The sequence below is a fragment of the Vibrio sp. EA2 genome, from assembly GCF_033042495.1.
Taxonomy (GTDB): Bacteria; Pseudomonadota; Gammaproteobacteria; order Enterobacterales; family Vibrionaceae; genus Vibrio.
In genome coordinates, this window is record NZ_JAWLID010000006.1 from 26,492 (window position 1) to 43,134 (window position 16,643).

General features: G+C 45.4%; 15 protein-coding genes. 5 read left to right on the top strand and 10 right to left on the bottom strand.

Annotated elements, in window-relative coordinates; genetic code table 11:
- The first annotated feature begins 8 nt into the window (after nt 1–8).
- Nucleotides 9–935 (top strand): N-acetylmuramic acid 6-phosphate etherase, encoded by a 927-nt coding sequence (gene murQ, locus RXX31_RS14130; RefSeq protein ID WP_317590152.1) that lies wholly within the window; start codon nt 9–11, stop codon nt 933–935.
- 53 nt (nt 936–988) lie between these two features.
- Here the strand turns inward: murQ and RXX31_RS14135 are convergent, their stop codons facing one another.
- Together RXX31_RS14135 and RXX31_RS14140 are read right to left on the bottom strand one after the other, a co-directional pair.
- A complete protein-coding gene (locus RXX31_RS14135; protein WP_317590153.1) occupies nt 989–1,318 on the bottom strand; it encodes a hypothetical protein in 330 nt (109 codons plus the stop codon).
- A 108-nt stretch (nt 1,319–1,426) separates the two neighbouring features.
- Nucleotides 1,427–1,768 (bottom strand): DUF2799 domain-containing protein, encoded by a 342-nt coding sequence (locus RXX31_RS14140; RefSeq protein WP_014230874.1) that lies wholly within the window; start codon nt 1,766–1,768, stop codon nt 1,427–1,429.
- A gap of 330 nt (nt 1,769–2,098) precedes the next feature.
- On the opposite strand from RXX31_RS14140, the gene RXX31_RS14145 reads away from it, so the two are divergent.
- The 3 genes from RXX31_RS14145 (at nt 2,099) to btsR (ending at nt 6,160) form a co-directional block, all read left to right on the top strand.
- Nucleotides 2,099–3,583: a carbon starvation protein A gene (locus RXX31_RS14145; protein WP_317590155.1), complete on the top strand. Its 1,485-nt coding sequence runs from the start codon at nt 2,099–2,101 to the stop codon at nt 3,581–3,583.
- A 147-nt stretch (nt 3,584–3,730) separates the two neighbouring features.
- Nucleotides 3,731–5,401 (top strand): sensor histidine kinase, encoded by a 1,671-nt coding sequence (locus RXX31_RS14150; protein ID WP_317590156.1) that lies wholly within the window; start codon nt 3,731–3,733, stop codon nt 5,399–5,401.
- 30 nt (nt 5,402–5,431) lie between these two features.
- Nucleotides 5,432–6,160, top strand: coding sequence for a two-component system response regulator BtsR (gene btsR / locus RXX31_RS14155; RefSeq protein ID WP_317590157.1), 729 nt, complete (start codon nt 5,432–5,434; stop codon nt 6,158–6,160).
- Between the two features lie 256 nt (nt 6,161–6,416).
- Here btsR and ispH read toward each other — a convergent pair whose 3' ends face one another.
- From ispH to murJ, 6 genes are all read right to left on the bottom strand, one after another.
- The gene (gene ispH / locus RXX31_RS14160; protein ID WP_317590158.1) at nt 6,417–7,382 is read right to left on the bottom strand and encodes a 4-hydroxy-3-methylbut-2-enyl diphosphate reductase; all 966 of its coding nucleotides are present in this window, start codon (nt 7,380–7,382) and stop codon (nt 6,417–6,419) included.
- A gap of 24 nt (nt 7,383–7,406) precedes the next feature.
- Complete coding sequence (gene fkpB / locus RXX31_RS14165; RefSeq protein WP_237317483.1) at nt 7,407–7,838, bottom strand: FKBP-type peptidyl-prolyl cis-trans isomerase; 432 nt, start codon at nt 7,836–7,838, stop codon at nt 7,407–7,409.
- A 195-nt stretch (nt 7,839–8,033) separates the two neighbouring features.
- A complete protein-coding gene (lspA, locus tag RXX31_RS14170; RefSeq protein WP_317590161.1) occupies nt 8,034–8,534 on the bottom strand; it encodes a signal peptidase II in 501 nt (166 codons plus the stop codon).
- A 241-nt stretch (nt 8,535–8,775) separates the two neighbouring features.
- Nucleotides 8,776–11,604: an isoleucine--tRNA ligase gene (gene ileS / locus RXX31_RS14175; protein WP_317590162.1), complete on the bottom strand. Its 2,829-nt coding sequence runs from the start codon at nt 11,602–11,604 to the stop codon at nt 8,776–8,778.
- Nucleotides 11,605–11,668: 64 nt separating this feature from the next.
- A complete protein-coding gene (ribF, locus tag RXX31_RS14180) occupies nt 11,669–12,604 on the bottom strand; it encodes a bifunctional riboflavin kinase/FAD synthetase (RefSeq protein ID WP_317590164.1) in 936 nt (311 codons plus the stop codon).
- Nucleotides 12,605–12,674: 70 nt separating this feature from the next.
- Nucleotides 12,675–14,237, bottom strand: coding sequence for a murein biosynthesis integral membrane protein MurJ (gene murJ, locus RXX31_RS14185; RefSeq protein ID WP_317590166.1), 1,563 nt, complete (start codon nt 14,235–14,237; stop codon nt 12,675–12,677).
- A 294-nt stretch (nt 14,238–14,531) separates the two neighbouring features.
- Between murJ and rpsT the strand changes: the two genes are divergently transcribed.
- The gene (gene rpsT, locus RXX31_RS14190; protein WP_317590167.1) at nt 14,532–14,792 is read left to right on the top strand and encodes a 30S ribosomal protein S20; all 261 of its coding nucleotides are present in this window, start codon (nt 14,532–14,534) and stop codon (nt 14,790–14,792) included.
- A gap of 192 nt (nt 14,793–14,984) precedes the next feature.
- Here rpsT and RXX31_RS14195 read toward each other — a convergent pair whose 3' ends face one another.
- Nucleotides 14,985–15,281, bottom strand: coding sequence for an ArsR/SmtB family transcription factor (locus RXX31_RS14195; protein WP_237317474.1), 297 nt, complete (start codon nt 15,279–15,281; stop codon nt 14,985–14,987).
- 294 nt (nt 15,282–15,575) lie between these two features.
- Nucleotides 15,576–16,466, bottom strand: a complete 891-nt coding sequence (gene nhaR / locus RXX31_RS14200; RefSeq protein ID WP_317590170.1) for a transcriptional activator NhaR — start codon at nt 16,464–16,466, stop codon at nt 15,576–15,578.
- Between the last annotated feature and the right edge of the window lie 177 nt (nt 16,467–16,643).

A 16,643-nucleotide genomic window follows, 5' to 3' on the forward strand; every position in this document is an offset into this window, starting at 1 on the left:
GCTTAATTATGACAAACGACGCACTTATTGCAGCTTTATCCCAGCTCGTTTCTGAAGGTCGTAACCCAGAAACAATGGATATCGACTTACTGCCTTCACTGGATATTGTTCAGCGCATTAATCAGCAAGACAAACTGGTTCCTCTTGCTGTAGAAAAGGTCCTTCCTGAGATAGCATTGGCGGTCGATAAGATCACTGCAGCATTTAAAGCGGGCGGCAGACTGGTTTATATGGGTGCTGGTACCAGTGGTCGTTTAGGCGTTTTGGATGCATCAGAGTGCCCGCCAACGTTTGGGGTATCCGACAAAATGGTCATTGGCTTAATAGCAGGCGGACCAGAAGCTATCCTCAAAGCGAAAGAAGGTGCTGAAGATTCTCCTTTACTCGGCGAGCAAGATTTAAAGAAACTCAACTTCAATAAAAGCGATGTGGTTGTTGGTATCGCAGCCAGTGGCAGAACGCCTTATGTGATTGGCGGATTAGAGTATGCCAATGAGATTGGCGCAACAACAGTAGCGCTGTCTTGTAACCCGGACTCTCCTATTGCCGATATCGCTGATATCGCGATCAGCCCGGTTGTCGGTCCCGAAGCATTAACCGGCTCTACCCGTCTGAAATCAGGAACGGCACAGAAACTGGTGCTGAACATGCTGACAACAGCAAGTATGATCCGCATTGGTAAGAGCTACCAAAACTTAATGGTGGATGTTAAAGCCACCAATGACAAACTGGTCGCACGCGCCGCTCGTATCGTGATGCAAGCGACGGACTGCAGTAAAGATCAGGCAACTGCCGTGCTCAAACAAACCGACTATGAGGTAAAATTGGCGATCTTAATGATCCTCACAGATCTGGATATCGATTCAGCCCGCCACCAACTGGCGCATCAGGATGGTTTCCTGCGTAAAGCGGTAGAAACCCACCAGCCTAAATAATCACAAATAAGTACGCATGAAAAGGTGACATAGTGTCACCTTTTTATTACTGCTTAATCTTCATAAAGCCATTCATCAACCTGACGATTGAGCTCATTATTAGCTTTGCGTTTAATATGTTCAGGATCGGTAGCGTTCTTAACGTTTTCCACTTTATTGGTGTACTTACTGGTCGCTTTTTTAGCCTCACGTTTGGCCTGATTCTGTACGTAAGTGCCACTGGTGATCTCTTCGATATCACGCTTAGTGTTATCAAGCGTATTAGTAATATGATTTTTGCTATGCTCGTACTTACGTTTAGCTTTGATGGTATCCTTCAGGGCATTAGACGCATTCGCTGTCAGTGGTAATAAAACTAAGGTGAGCAGGAGGTACTTTTTCATCATCGGTCACTCAGAAATCAAATTCAATAGCAAAAGTAAACCAAACAAGTTCAGCCTATTTGTCAGAAGATGAACAAGTCAGAGGGTCGTCTTGATTATGAAACGTCGTTAGTTGCTGTATTCGTTCCAACCACGCTGCCATTCCATTCGGAACTTTTGCGCTTGTTTCGTCCCTTCGCACACCCCTTCGTAATACTGACCAGATAGTCCAATCTGATACGCAAAATCAGGGTTACAGTATTCAGACAAACCTTCCAGATAACCTTGGTCATAATCTCCTTGTTTTACATTGCCCATTGCGCTTAGCTCTTTCACGGTACGTGATGTATGACCCGCGATGCCATCCTGATAGCCGATTTGATACCAGTCGCCTGACTGAGCGAGATCTTCTGTAGTCGCGGAACACCCTGCCAATAAAGCCAGCGCTAACCCTAACGTTGCCTTTTTCATATTTTCCCTTAACTCTTTGTTTTAAAAATTTGTTTTCAAAATAAGCTTACCACTAATTTCTAACTTTGACCGTTTATCTGCGTATTTAACCGCTGACGGAGGCAACCGACCGCTAACCGTTAAATCAGAACCACTCATCACATCAAAATACCATTCACGGCTCAGAGCAACCACTGAGCGGTACCCAAAACCACTCAAAGGCCATATCGACCATTCGTAGTCCTATTCGACCACTTACCGACTAAGCGAATGCAATTAACAACAGCAGCCCTTAACATGCATCCTGAAATTAAAACAATTACCCTATCCTACAAACTAAGGACAATAGTTATGATGTGGTTTCTAACCTGTGTCGCAGCCCTAATCGGCGGATACTTCATCTACGGCGCTTTCGTCGAGAAAATTTTCGGCATCAATGAAAAACGCCAAACGCCTGCTCACACTAAAGCAGATGGTGTTGACTATGTTCCAATGTCAACCAAGAAAGTTTACCTGGTTCAGCTACTTAACATCGCTGGCGTAGGTCCTATCTTTGGCCCAATCATGGGTGCACTATACGGCCCAGCGGCAATGTTATGGATTGTTATCGGCTGTATTTTTGCTGGTGCGGTACACGATTACTTCTCCGGTATGCTATCTGTTCGTAACGGCGGTGCTTCTGTACCAACCATTACTGGACGTTACCTAGGTAATGGCGCAAAACACTTTATGAACATTTTTGCCATTGTCTTATTACTTCTTGTTGGTGTGGTATTCGTATCAGCACCGGCTGGCATGATCACCAACCTAATCAACGATCAAACAAGCCTAAGCGTAAGCATGACAACAATGGTTATCGCCATCTTTGCTTACTACATCATTGCGACTATCGTTCCTGTTGATAAGATCATTGGCCGTTTCTACCCACTGTTTGGCGCACTACTGATTTTCATGTCTGTTGGCCTGATGACTGCTGTCGCATTCTCTAGCGAGCACACAGTAATGGGTGACTTCCAAGTATCGGACATGTTCAGCAACCTAAACCCGAATGACATGCCTCTATGGCCAGCACTGTTCATCACTATCGCATGTGGTGCCATCTCTGGCTTCCACGCGACTCAGTCTCCACTGATGGCGCGTTGTATGGAAAACGAGAAAAACGGTCGCTTCGTATTCTACGGTGCAATGATCGGTGAAGGTGTTATCGCGCTAATCTGGTGTGCTATCGCTCTGTCATTCTTCGGTTCTCTAGACGCACTGTCAGAAGCTGTGAAGAATGGTGGTCCTGGTAACGTTGTTTACAGCGCATCATTTGGCCTGCTAGGTGTGTTCGGCGGTATCATCGCGTTCCTAGGTGTGGTTATCCTACCTATCACTTCAGGTGACACAGCGTTCCGTTCAAGCCGTCTGATCCTTGCTGAATACTTCAACATGGAACAGAAAACACTGCGTAACCGTCTACTAATGGCGCTTCCACTGTTCGTTATCGGTGGCATCCTGACTCAAGTTGACTTCGGTGTCATCTGGCGTTACTTCGGTTTCGCAAACCAAACAACAGCAGTAATGATGCTTTGGACTGCATCGGCTTACCTACTACGTCACAACAAACTGCACTGGATTACCACTATCCCTGCAATGTTTATGACAACAGTGTGTGCAACGTTCATTCTGAACAACAGCTCACTAGGTTTTGGTCTGCCAATGCAAGTGTCAACTATCGCAGGTATCATCTTCTCACTCGTTGTAACAGGTTACGTTATCAAAACCTCTAAAGGTAAAGGCGAAACTGAACTGGCTGACGAAGAGAAACCACAAGCGGTATCTGAAACTGCTTAATCTCAGCACATTCACTGAGTGATTAAGATTAAGAGCCTGCCCCACGCAGGCTCTTTTTGTTTTATACCCAAATGACTTTAAAGGCTGATAAAACCTTGAGGTTGTTTAGGTATACAATAACAGCATTAATTTCAGGTTAGGTTCGCTATGGAACTGGTTATTTCTCTCTTACAGCAAATGTGTGTTTACTTAGTACTGGCATACATGCTGAGTAAAACGCCCATTATATTGCCTCTGCTGAGCATATCTTCTCGCTTAAGCCACCGCTTAATTTGCTATGTACTCTTTTCAGGCTTTTGTATTCTCGGCACCTACTTTGGCCTGCACATCAATGATGCGATAGCCAATACTCGTGCTATCGGTGCAGTGATGGGAGGATTATTTGGTGGGCCTGTCGTGGGTTTTGCGGTTGGATTTACTGGCGGTATTCACCGCTACACGCTGGGTGGTTTTACCGATTTGGCCTGTGCGATCTCCACCACCGCAGAAGGGGTTATCGGTGGTCTTTTGCATGTGTACCTAATCAAACGTAACAAAGGTAGCCTGCTATTTAACCCAAGCGTGGTATTCAGTATTACCTTTGTAGCAGAAGTGGTGCAGATGATATTGCTGCTTGCGGTTGCAAAGCCGTTTGATCAGGCTTATGAGTTGGTCTCTGCGATTGCCGCTCCGATGATCATAGCCAACTCGTTTGGTGCTGCTCTGTTCATGAGTATTCTTCAAGATCGAAAAACCATTTTTGAAAAGTATTCGGCGACTTTCTCACGTCGAGCGTTAACCATTGCCGACCGCTCAGTGGGTATTTTAAGTAACGGTTTTAACACCGCAAACGCAGAAAAAATCGCCCGTATTATTTATGAAGAGACCAAAGTAGGCGCGGTCGCGATTACCGATCAGGAAAAAATCCTCGCCTTTGTTGGTATCGGCGATGATCACCACAAACCGAATACCCCGATTTCATCGCAAAGTACCTTAGATTCGATGGAAAAGAACGACATTATTTATCTCGATGGCACTGAGCGCCCTTATCAGTGCTCAATTGCCAAAGACTGCAAGCTGGGTTCAGCGCTTATCATACCATTACGTGCAGGTAAGGAAGTCATTGGCACTATCAAACTTTATGAGCCTAAGAGAAAGCTGTTTTCAACGGTCAATATGTCAATGGGCGAAGGGATTGCACAGCTGCTATCCAGCCAGATTTTATATGGCGATTATCAGCAACAACAAACCTTATTAGCTCAGGCAGAAATCAAGCTACTTCACGCTCAGGTTAACCCACACTTTTTGTTTAATGCACTCAATACCATCAGTGCGATCACGCGTCGTGATCCGGATAAAGCGCGTGAACTTATCCAAAACTTATCTCACTTCTTCCGCAGCAACTTAAAACAGAACATCAATACCGTGACGCTAAAAGAAGAGCTTGCTCATGTGAATTCTTACCTGAGTATTGAAAAGGCTCGTTTTACTGACCGCCTCGAAGTCGAGATAGATATTGAACCAGAATTGCTGGACATCAAGTTACCAAGCTTTACACTTCAGCCCTTGGTAGAAAATGCGATTAAACACGGCGTTTCCAATATGCTGGAAGGCGGCAAGGTGAGAATATACAGCCAAGCACATCCACAAGGCCATCTGATTACCGTGGAAGACAATGCAGGCAGTTTTGAGCCACCTAAAGATAACCACTCTGGTTTAGGCATGGAAATTGTCGACAAACGTCTCACAAATCAATTTGGGCGTGATTCAGCGCTAAAAATTGCGTGCGAGAAGCATCAATTTACTAAAATGAGTTTTATCATTCCCACGAATTCGTAAAACGTCAGTCGCAACACAAGGTAAGAATGGATGTTAACCGCACTCGTCATTGATGATGAACAATTTGCTCGTGAAGAATTAGCTGAGTTGTTGTCAGAAACAGGCCAGGTAGACGTGATAGGCGATGCCTCAAACGCCATTCTCGGCCTGAAGAAAATCAATGAGCTCAAACCTGACGTGGTGTTCTTAGATATTCAGATGCCACAAGTTACCGGTATTGAGTTGCTTGGCATGCTTGATCCGGAAACCATGCCCTACGTGGTCTTTGTGACAGCCTATGATCAGTATGCGATTCAGGCGTTTGAAGATAATGCGTTTGACTATTTACTGAAGCCCGTCGATCCAGAGCGCCTCAACAAAACCGTGAAGCGTCTGCATAAAACTATTAGCCAGTCGACACTGACTCAACAACTCTCCGCAATTACGCCTGATACGTTAGACCAAATTCCTTGTATTGGTCATAACCGAATTGTGATCATGGCCACCGATACGGTTGAATGTGCCTATAGTGACATCAGCGGCGTACACGTTCGTTCAATCAGCCAAACTGCGAGCACGCAGCTAACGCTGAAAACACTGGAAGAAAAAACGCCACTGGTGCGCTGCCACCGACAGTACCTGGTCAGTATTAAAGCGATTAGCGAGATTAAATTATTAGAGAATGGATTAGCGGAAATCATCACTAAAACCGGCTTTGAGATTCCAGTGAGTCGTCGCTACCTAAAAGTGCTTAAAGAGATGTTGGGTATTAGCCATTAATACTAACCTAAGTAGGAAAGTGGTCATACTTAATGATAGAGAACCAGAAAACAGGTATCGAACACAAACACGCATCAACCCATCCATGGGGCTTCGATTTGCCATCCATGGCAAATAGAGTTTGTTTATCGAACCCTGCTCCCTGACCAGTTAATTTTCCAGATTGGTATAAGCACTAAGTACAAGCACCAAGCTATTCGATCAAAAAGGCGACCCTGAGATCGCCTTTTACATCTTCGATAAATGGAGTGTGATATTAGTCCACTTGCTTGATTTGCAGCTCTTTCGGCACTTCGAAGAACATGTTCTCTTCCCGGCCTGAGACCTCGTCCACAGCGCGCGCACCGACCATCTCTTTAATACGCTCAAGGATTTGGTTAACCAGCTCCTCTGGTGCTGATGCCCCAGCGGTTACGCCAACTTTCGCTTTGCCTTCAAACCACTCTGGTTTAATGTCTTCAGGGCAATCCGTCAAATAGCCCGGCGTACCCAACTTCTCCGCCAGCTCTTTTAGGCGAGTTGAGTTTGACGAGTTCTTCGAACCCACGACGACCATCACGTCCACTTCACTTGCCATCTCACGAACGGCATCCTGACGGTTTTGAGTCGCGTAGCAGATATCGTCTTTTCGCGGCCCCTGGATATCAGGGAAAACGCGACGCAGTTCTTCAATCACATCAGCCGTTTCATCAACAGAAAGCGTGGTCTGGCTTACGTAATGCAGATCGGAAGGATCTTTAACGATCGCTTTTAACTTCTCTACGTCAGCGGGAGTTTCCACTAAGTACATACCACCTGTGTCACTGGCGTACTGTCCCATAGTGCCTTCTACTTCAGGGTGCCCTGCGTGGCCGATGAGCACCACTTCCATATTGCGGCGGCTAGCACGAGCCACTTCCATATGGACTTTGGTTACTAGAGGACAGGTTGCATCAAATACCGTGAGATCACGTTGCTTTGCTTCTTGTCGAACCGCTTGTGATACACCATGAGCAGAAAAAATCACAATGTTGTTATCAGGCACTTCATGCAACTCTTCGACGAAGATCGCACCGCGTTGTTTTAGCCCTTCCACCACAAAACGGTTGTGCACCACTTCATGACGGACATAAATCGGTGGCTGATACATCTCAAGCGCACGCTCTACGATGCTAATCGCACGGTCAACGCCTGCACAAAAACCGCGCGGGTTAGCTAATAGGATTTTCATTTCATTGCTCATGGAAGTTATCTTTACTTGGGTTCGCTATTCTACTGACAAAATCTCAACTTCGAAAGTCACGTCTTGCCCTGCCAGAGGATGGTTGAAGTCAACCGTCACTGAGTCACCAGCAATTTCGGTGATAATACCCGGGATTTCCATACCATCAGGGCCACTGAAGGCCATGATGGTACCAACTTCGACTTCAGAATCACCAACAAACTTGGTGCGATCCATATAATGAATATGATCCGGATTTGGCATACCGAACGCATCTTCCGCTTTAAGTTCAATGGCTTTTTGCTCACCTGACTGCAGGCCAACCAGACATTGTTCAAAGTTTTCGCTCAGGCTACCATCGCCCATCACAAATTTAGCGGGCTTGCCCATATTATGGGTGCTGTCTGCAACTGAGCCATCTTTCATTTTAATGGTGAAGTGCAGAGTTACTACAGAGTCTTTAGTAATTGTTGTCACGTTACTGCTTCCTTATTCCTGGGCAATACCAACCTAAATAGTATTGAACATCGACTTGTCCAGGTTGGCACAACGCGTTGATGCGCTTTTTTGTCTTATATACTCAGACGAACTGAGTTGCGCTCCAACATAATAAAAAGCGCCGCTCGAATCAACGGGCGACGCTTAGGGTTATTTTAATATTGTCGGCACGCGTTACTTCTCAGCATCTTTTTTACGAAAACCATCAAGAATGATCATCGCAGCACCCAGACAGATCGCCATATCTGCAAGGTTGAAGGCTGGCCAATGGTAATTACCCCAGTAGAAATCAAGATAATCGACCACAAAGCCATGAATCACTCGGTCGAAGACATTGCCTACCGCGCCGCCAATAATCATGGCATACGCAATATTATTCCACTTTTCTGTCGCGGGTAACTTGCTCATCCAGTAAGTCAAAAGACCTGACACGATGAAAGCAATGCCAGTGAAGAACCAACGCTGCCAACCGGCCTGATCACTCAAGAAACTAAATGCAGCACCATAGTTATGGACATATAGAAGGTTGAAGAAAGGCAGAATTTCAATACGGTTTGCCCACCCGAACCCCATGTTGTTCATCACAACATACTTAATGCCAATATCAGCTAAAAAAATCACAATCGCCAGCCACAGCCAGCGTACACCAGATTGTTTTAATGGAATATGACTCATTTCTATCCCTATCTCAATCAACTAACCCATTGCACTCATACCATTCCCAAAAGTAAGGAACGAGCACGATAAGGAACCTAATCCGTCATTAATACCAGAGAGTTTCAACTCGCTCGTTATCTCCTTGCAAAGATAATGAGAAAGGCACTCACAGATAAGACATTGTGCTGGATAATAAAAATAACCCCAGTAGATACTGGGGCTATAGAATGGCGAAAAAGTTCAGTCGTTATTTTGCGGATTAAGCAAACTTACGTACTTCGCCTTCACCTTCAACGTTTGACACACAACGGCCACAGATTTTCTCATGACCCGCGATGGTGCCTACGTCTGGAGTGTGGTGCCAACAACGGTCACACTTCTCAGCTTCTGTCGCTTTCACTTCAACGAACAAGCCTTCGATGTCAGTTGCTTGTGCAGCGTCTGACTTCTCGCTCATTGGTTTCACCGTTGCAGAAGACGTTATTAGTACAAAACGCAGTTCATCTTCCAGTTTGTTGATTTTCGCTGCTAGCGCGTCATCAGCAAACAGTGTTACCTCAGCTTGCAATGCACCACCGATGGTTTTCTCTGCACGTGCTGCCTCTAGTAGTTTGTTCACTGCACCACGAACTTTCTGGATTTCAGTCCAGAAGTCGTTGTTCAGCTCTTCGCCTTCCGCCAGGCCAAACAAGCCTTCGTACCATTCATCGCAAAGGACAAACTTCTCACGCTTACCTGGCATTTCGTTCCAGATTTCGTCAGCGGTGAACGACATGATAGGCGCCATCCAGCGAACCAGAGCTTCTACGATGTAGTAAAGTGCTGTTTGACAACTGCGTTGAGCGTTACCACCACGTTTTGCTGTGTATTGACGGTCTTTAATTACGTCTAGGTAGAAAGAACCCATTTCAATAGAACAGAAGTGCATTAGACGCTGCATAACGGCGTGCGTATTGTACTCACCGTAAGCCTTCACGATCTCTTCTTGAGCGGCCAGTGCACGACCTACAGCCCAACGGTCAAGCGCTACCATTTCGTCCGCAGGAACCAGATCCGTTTCTGGGTTGAAACCATTTAGGTTCGCCAGGAAGAAGCGTGACGTGTTACGGATACGACGGTAAGCATCCGCACTGCGTTTTAAGATTTCATCAGAAACCGCAACTTCACCAGTGTAGTCTGTAGAAGCAACCCACAGACGCAGGATATCTGCACCTAGTTTGTTGGTTACGTCTTTTGGTGCAACAACGTTACCGATAGATTTCGACATCTTACGGCCGTGGCCATCAACAACGAAACCGTGAGTCAGTACTTGTTTGTACGGCGCTTCGTCTTTCATCGCGATAGATGAAATCAGAGAAGACTGGAACCAACCACGGTGTTGGTCAGAACCTTCTAGGTATAGGTCAGCACTGTGGCCGTTGTACTCTTCACGAGCATCAACAACTGAGAAGTGCGTAACACCAGAGTCAAACCAAACGTCTAGCGTATCCAGTACTTTTTCGTACTGCTCTGCTTCGTCGCCTAATAGTTCTGCTGCGTCTACATCCCACCATGCCTGGATGCCTTTTTCTTCAACCAGCTTCGCTACTTTTTCGATCAGTTCAAGCGTGTTTGGATGAAGTTCTGCTGTCTCTTTATGTACAAACAGAGCGATTGGCACACCCCAGGTACGTTGACGAGAGATACACCACTCAGGGCGGCCTTCAATCATACCTTCAATACGGCTTTGACCCCATTCAGGCATCCATTGCACGCCTTTGATTGCTTCTAGTGCTTTTGCACGTAGACCAGCCTGATCCATAGAAACGAACCATTGAGGTGTTGCACGGAAAATGATTGGAGTCTTATGACGCCAGCAGTGTGGGTAGCTGTGCTCGTAAGCGTGGTGATGTAGTAGCGCGCCTTTTTCTTTTAGCGTTTCAACCACAGCATCGTTCGCTTTAAATACGTGCTGGCCAGCGAATAGCTCAGTATCTGGCAGGTAAACGCCGTTTGAGCCCACTGGGTTAGCTACTTCTAGGTCGTATTTTTGACCAACTGCGAAGTCTTCCTGACCGTGGCCAGGCGCAGTGTGAACAACACCCGTACCTGAGTCAGTTGTAACGTGATCGCCAAGGATCGCCGGTACAGTGAAATCGTAGAATGGGTGTTGGAACTGAGAAAGCTCTAGATCCGCACCTTTAGCAAAGCCAAGGTTGTGGAAATGCTCGATACCAGCGCGATCCATGACATCTTTCGCAAGTTCAGCGGCAACGATGATACGCTCAGGGTTGTCACCTTCAACTTGGATTAGCACGTACTCAAGATCATCACGTAGACATACAGCGCGGTTTGCTGGCAGAGTCCAAGGTGTTGTTGTCCAGATAACAATAGAGATGTCACCTTTACCTTCATGACCTTCAGTCAGCTCGAACTTAGACAAAAGCGCCGCTTCGTCCGCCGTTTTAAAGCGTACGTCGATAGACGGAGAAACTTTATCTTTGTATTCCACTTCCGCTTCAGCAAGCGCGGAACCACAATCTGTACACCAGTGAACAGGTTTGAAACCTTTTAACAGGTGACCTTTGCTCGCGATTTTACCAAGCGCACGAATGATGTTCGCTTCAGTATCAAAATCCATCGTGCGGTATGGTTTATCCCACTCACCCAAGATACCAAGACGCTTGAAGCTCTCTTTTTGACCTTCAACCTGGCCTGCTGCGTATTCGCGGCATTTTTCGCGGAATTCAGCGGCAGTCACTTTTTGCCCTGGTTTGCCTACTTTTTTCTCTACCATCAATTCGATAGGTAGACCGTGGCAGTCCCAGCCTGGGATGTAAGGTGCGTCAAAACCTGAAAGTGTTTTGGATTTAATAATAATGTCTTTAAGAATCTTGTTTAGTGCGTGACCAATGTGAATGTCACCATTAGCGTAAGGAGGGCCATCGTGCAGTACGAATGACTTTTTGCCTTTCTTAGCTTTACGGATTTCACCGTAAAGATCTTCTTTGTACCAACGCTTAAGCATTTCTGGCTCACGATTGGCCAGGTTGCCGCGCATTGGAAACCCTGTTTCAGGTAAGTTCAGGGTATCTTTATACTCACTCATCGATTCTTAATTCCGTTATATTGGGCGAAAATTAGACATTATGTTGAACGGTGGAATAAACCGCTCAACCCTTAAGCTGACGCAGCCACACCCTTGCTGCCTCAGCATCCAATTCGATTTGTTGTTTAAGTGCTTCAAACGACTCAAACTTTTGCTCATCTCGAAGTTTGTGCAAAAGTTCCACTTCTAGTTGCTTTCCATACAAATTGGCATGAAAATCAAATAAGTGTACTTCTAACTGTTGGCGAACGCCATTTACCGTTGGTCTTTGGCCAATGTTAGCCACGCCACCAATTGGCTTATCATCTATGCCTAGCGCTTGAACAACATAGACTCCGGAAACCGGAGATACACAGCGTTTCAATGGAATATTCGCGGTAGGAAAACCAATCGTCCTGCCTAGCTTTCTCCCATGAGAAACACGACCGCTGATGCTGTAATTTCTTCCTAGCATCTCGTGTGCGGAATGCAAATCATCACAAGCCAAGGCTTTCCGAATAGCGGTACTGCTGACTCGTAATTGTTGTAAACAAAAGCTTTGGGTACTGACGACTTCAAAGCCGTATTTTTCCCCAGCTTCCTGCAACATCGCGAAGTTCCCTCGACGGCCTTTACCGAAGCGGAAGTCATCACCAACGACAAGAAACTTAACACCCAAACGCTCTACCAACAAGTCGCGGATAAACTCTTCCGCCGTCAAGCTGGCAAAATGACAATTAAAATTGACACACAGCAAACGATCAATATTGAGCTTACTTAACTGAACGAACTTGTCTCGCAGCCGTGTCAACCTTGCCGGTGCCTTGTTTTTAGCAAACAGCTCCATTGGCTGAGGTTCAAAGGTCATCACAACCGAAGGTAACGAAAGTTCCTTTGCTTGTTCAGACACTTGTTGCAATACTTGTTGATGGCCTTTATGTACGCCATCGAAATTGCCAATAGTCAGAACACACCCATAGTGACGTGATGTGATATTGTGAATGCCTCGGATCAGTTCCATTGGATACTGCTTTTTGCCTCTGTTTTTACTTTACACTGTGTGAAACTGACGGATTATATACTAATCACCCTTACTCTGTCCCAGCTTTTAGGTCTTTTAAGCGCACACCTGTTAAAAATAGAACGACAAGGTAAACGGCTGCACCCAACGCGATCAACATTCCTAACACGCCGCTACGGTAGGCAAAACTCCACTCGAGCCAGACAGACATATCTTCCAACTGCCACAAAATCGCAGCAACCATCGCAGCCCCGGCAATCACCAAGCGTATAATAAAGAAGACAGTGCGCTTAGTTATCTGATAAACCTCAGCTAAGTGCAAACCTCGGTAGAGCAACACCATATTGACGAGAGCAGATAACGCGGTTGCGATAGCCAAACCAACATAGCTATAGAAATAAGCGAAAATGGCATTAAATACCATGTTCGTCACCATAGCTATGATGCCGTATTTCACCGGCGTTTTAGTATCCTGACGAGAGTAGTACCCCGGTGCGAGCACTTTGATCAACATAAAATTTAATAAGCCAGATGCGTAGGCTAACAGAGAAAGTGAAGCTTGGTGCACGTCCTGTGGCGAAAACTCACCACGCATAAATAACACCATCAGCATTGGTTTCGCCAACACCATCAACCCCAACATGGCTGGAATACCGAGTAGCGTAACCATGCGTACACCCCAGTCCATAGTATGAGCAAATCCTTCGCTGTGGGCGTCAACGTGTTTGCGAGAAAGTGCTGGTAGAATGACGGTTGCAATGGCAATACCAAACAGTCCCAGAGGAAACTCCAGTAAGCGATCGGAGTAGTACAACCAGCTAATTGACCCTGTTTGCAGAAAACTGGCGATAAAGGTATCAAACAACAAGTTAATCTGACTGACGGAAACACCAAACAAAGCCGGGATCATTAAGGTGCGTATCTTTACTACCCCAGGATCGCGCCAACCCCATTTAGGCTTGACCATCACGCCCGCTTTAATAAGGAAAGGTATTTGGAATAGAAACTGAACTAAGCCGCCCAAGAAAACACCAATCGCCAGGCCAACCTCAGGCTGAGACATCTGCGGCGAAATAAACCAAGCCGACAGTATGATCATCACGTTCAAAAATACGGGGGTAAACGACGAAACGGCAAACTTACCGAGCGTATTGAGGATCGCGCCAGAAAGTGCGACGAAAGTAATAAACCACAAGTAAGGGAACGTGATTTTGAGCAGCATACTGGCCAGCTCAAACTTTTCTGCGGATGGCCCACCATTCATCCAATCTAAAAACCAGCCGAAACCAAACAGTGCCGTGACAACGCCAGAGCCAAGAACACCAAACAGAGTTACCACCGACACAATAACCCCAAGCGTCCCGGCGGCTCTTGCGATGAGTTCTCGTGTTTTGTCCATATCCCCTTGAGCGTGGCTCTCGGTTAATACAGGTACAAACGCTTGTGAAAAAGCACCTTCTGCGAACAAACGGCGTAAAAAGTTGGGAATTTTATTAGCAAAGAAAAAGACGTCTGCGCTTGCTCCTGCCCCCATCAAATTCGCCACTACCACATCACGGACTAAGCCTAAAACGCGCGAAATAAGAGTCATAGCACTGACAATCATGCCTGACTTGAGTAGTCGTTTACTCACTGTAACCTCGGAATATCACTGTAAGATAGCCAACCCTATACTGTTAAGCTCGTGGGGGCTCTAAATAGACGTCAAAAATTTATCCACCGATTGTAAGTTCTAAGTGGATAATTATTAGCATTGGTATAAAAATGCTGTTAGAATCCCCGCCATCTTAACCGCGATAACCTCTCTTACCAAAATTTGTTTTGGCTTAGAACGGTTTTTGCACAAATCATTTGACATTTAAGCGCAAATGAGGGATATTCCTCGCCCTTAAATTGTCACAGAACTAAGTTTTTGGGAGTTAGACCCTTGGCAAATAGTAAATCTGCTAAGAAGCGCGCTATCCAAGCTGAGAAACGTCGTCAGCACAATGCTAGCCGTCGCTCAATGATGCGTACTTACATGAAGAAAACTGTTGCTGCTATCGAAGCAGGCGACAAAGAAGCTGCAACTGCTGCATTCGCTGTAGTTACACCTATCCTAGACCGCATGGCAACTAAAGGCCTTATTCACAAGAATAAAGCAGCTCGCCATAAGTCTCGTTTCGCTGCACAAATCAAATCTCTTTAATAGAGTCCTGATTTTACAGTGAAGAAAAAACCGACTTTATGTCGGTTTTTTTATATCTGAAATTGGTTAAAACTCGATATCAAGATATAAAAAAAGCTGGCTATGCCAGCTTTTCTTTTCTGATGCTCAATCTAGCCGCTTCTTAACCCCACCAGCCTGACATCAGCATGTCACATTCTTTAACCAAGATGATTAACTGGCACAGTAAAGACCATGAAGCGTTTTGATCAGTGTTTTGACCTCATCGCTCTTCAATGTGTAATACACTGTTTGCGCTTCTTTTCTTGTTGCTACTAATTCATCACGGCGCAGCCAAGCAAGGTGCTGTGACAATGCCGACTGGCTTAACTCTAATTTTGCGCATAGCTCTCCAACGGACAGCTCTTGGTTATGTAGCATACAAAGAATTTGTAAGCGTCTTTCGTTCGCCATCGCTTTGAGTAATACGACGGCTTTGGCGGAGTTTTTCTCCATGTCTTGTAAATTCATGTGTTGGACCTCTAGCTACAACTTACTTATTCCAACGCGGGCTAGCTAGTTGCGATACAAAAACTTTTCTCGTGACATCCAGATAAATAAAGAGAATCTCAATATTGAGAACTTTGCTGTGGTTTTCTGTTGAAGATCAATGCTAACTCGTCTTTGCCACCCGCATTAACCCATCCAGTAGCAACGCGCCAATTGGTACACTCAGCCTCAGTTCCAAAGTTATTTAAGTCTCATTTACATTTATGGTTATATTTTTGTCGATAGTAATCTATTTACTTGTGCAACGATACGTGTTTATTCAAACATTTGACTAAAATTAGCGTCACAAACGTTCTTAACTGCGGGATGCTGGATCATGCGCTCGGCAAAAATAACATAATACTCTTCTTTTAAATCATCCACATGACCAATTAGTTGTAACTTGCGGTCGTCTTCAATTTCTGACATGTACATGGTCGGGGCCAGAAATATCACATCGTCATGGTATCGAGCGAAGGCCTTCATCAAGGCAACATCATCAAACTCACCTAAAATATCAGGCTGTAAACCTTGTCGGTCAAACCACTGAATGACTTTACGTCCCATTGCCGTGCGGCTTGCCGGGATCAACAGCTTTTTCTGTTCCAGAATTTCAGGGAACCTCACCTTGTCAATTTCAAATGAGGCAAAAAAGCTCATGCTACTTTCTCCAAGCTTCTTACTGTAGAGGCCAGGGCTTTGAGTAGAGTCAACCGGGCAATCAGATAAGATCATATCCAGTTTGTGTTGAGATAACCTTTCCAATAACAGCTCATGGGTGGATTCGTAGCAGCGTAAATGAATACTGTTATCTTCAGGGACGGTTGTCATCAGTACTTTACTGACTAGTCGCTTGGACAAGGCATCAGCAACACCGACTTCAAACAATATATTGGAGTGCTGGCTGTAATTTACGATATCCAACATTTCATAACTCAAACCGAACATTCGGTCGGCGTATTTAAACACGAGTTGCCCTAGCTCTGTCGGCTCAACGGTTCGCCCATTTCGCTTGGTCAGTTTTCCGTTCATGCGCTCTTCAAATGCTTTAATCTGTCCGGTCACGGTTTGCGGCGTGAGGAAAAGCGCATCCGCAGCCTTAGTGACAGAGCCTTGTTTGCAGACCATCCAGAAGTAGTAGAGATGATTGTAATTTAGATGTGACATACCCATTTCCCGAAATGATGGTGATGTTTTTATATCAAATGTGACAGGGATAGACAATTAACTCGACAAAACCTACGTAAAGAACACTTATATTTAGGTTTTACCGAATATTTAATATTCACATTGTCATAAAACTTGAGATAAAACGCACTTCCGCAAAATTCCCCTCAACTAAAC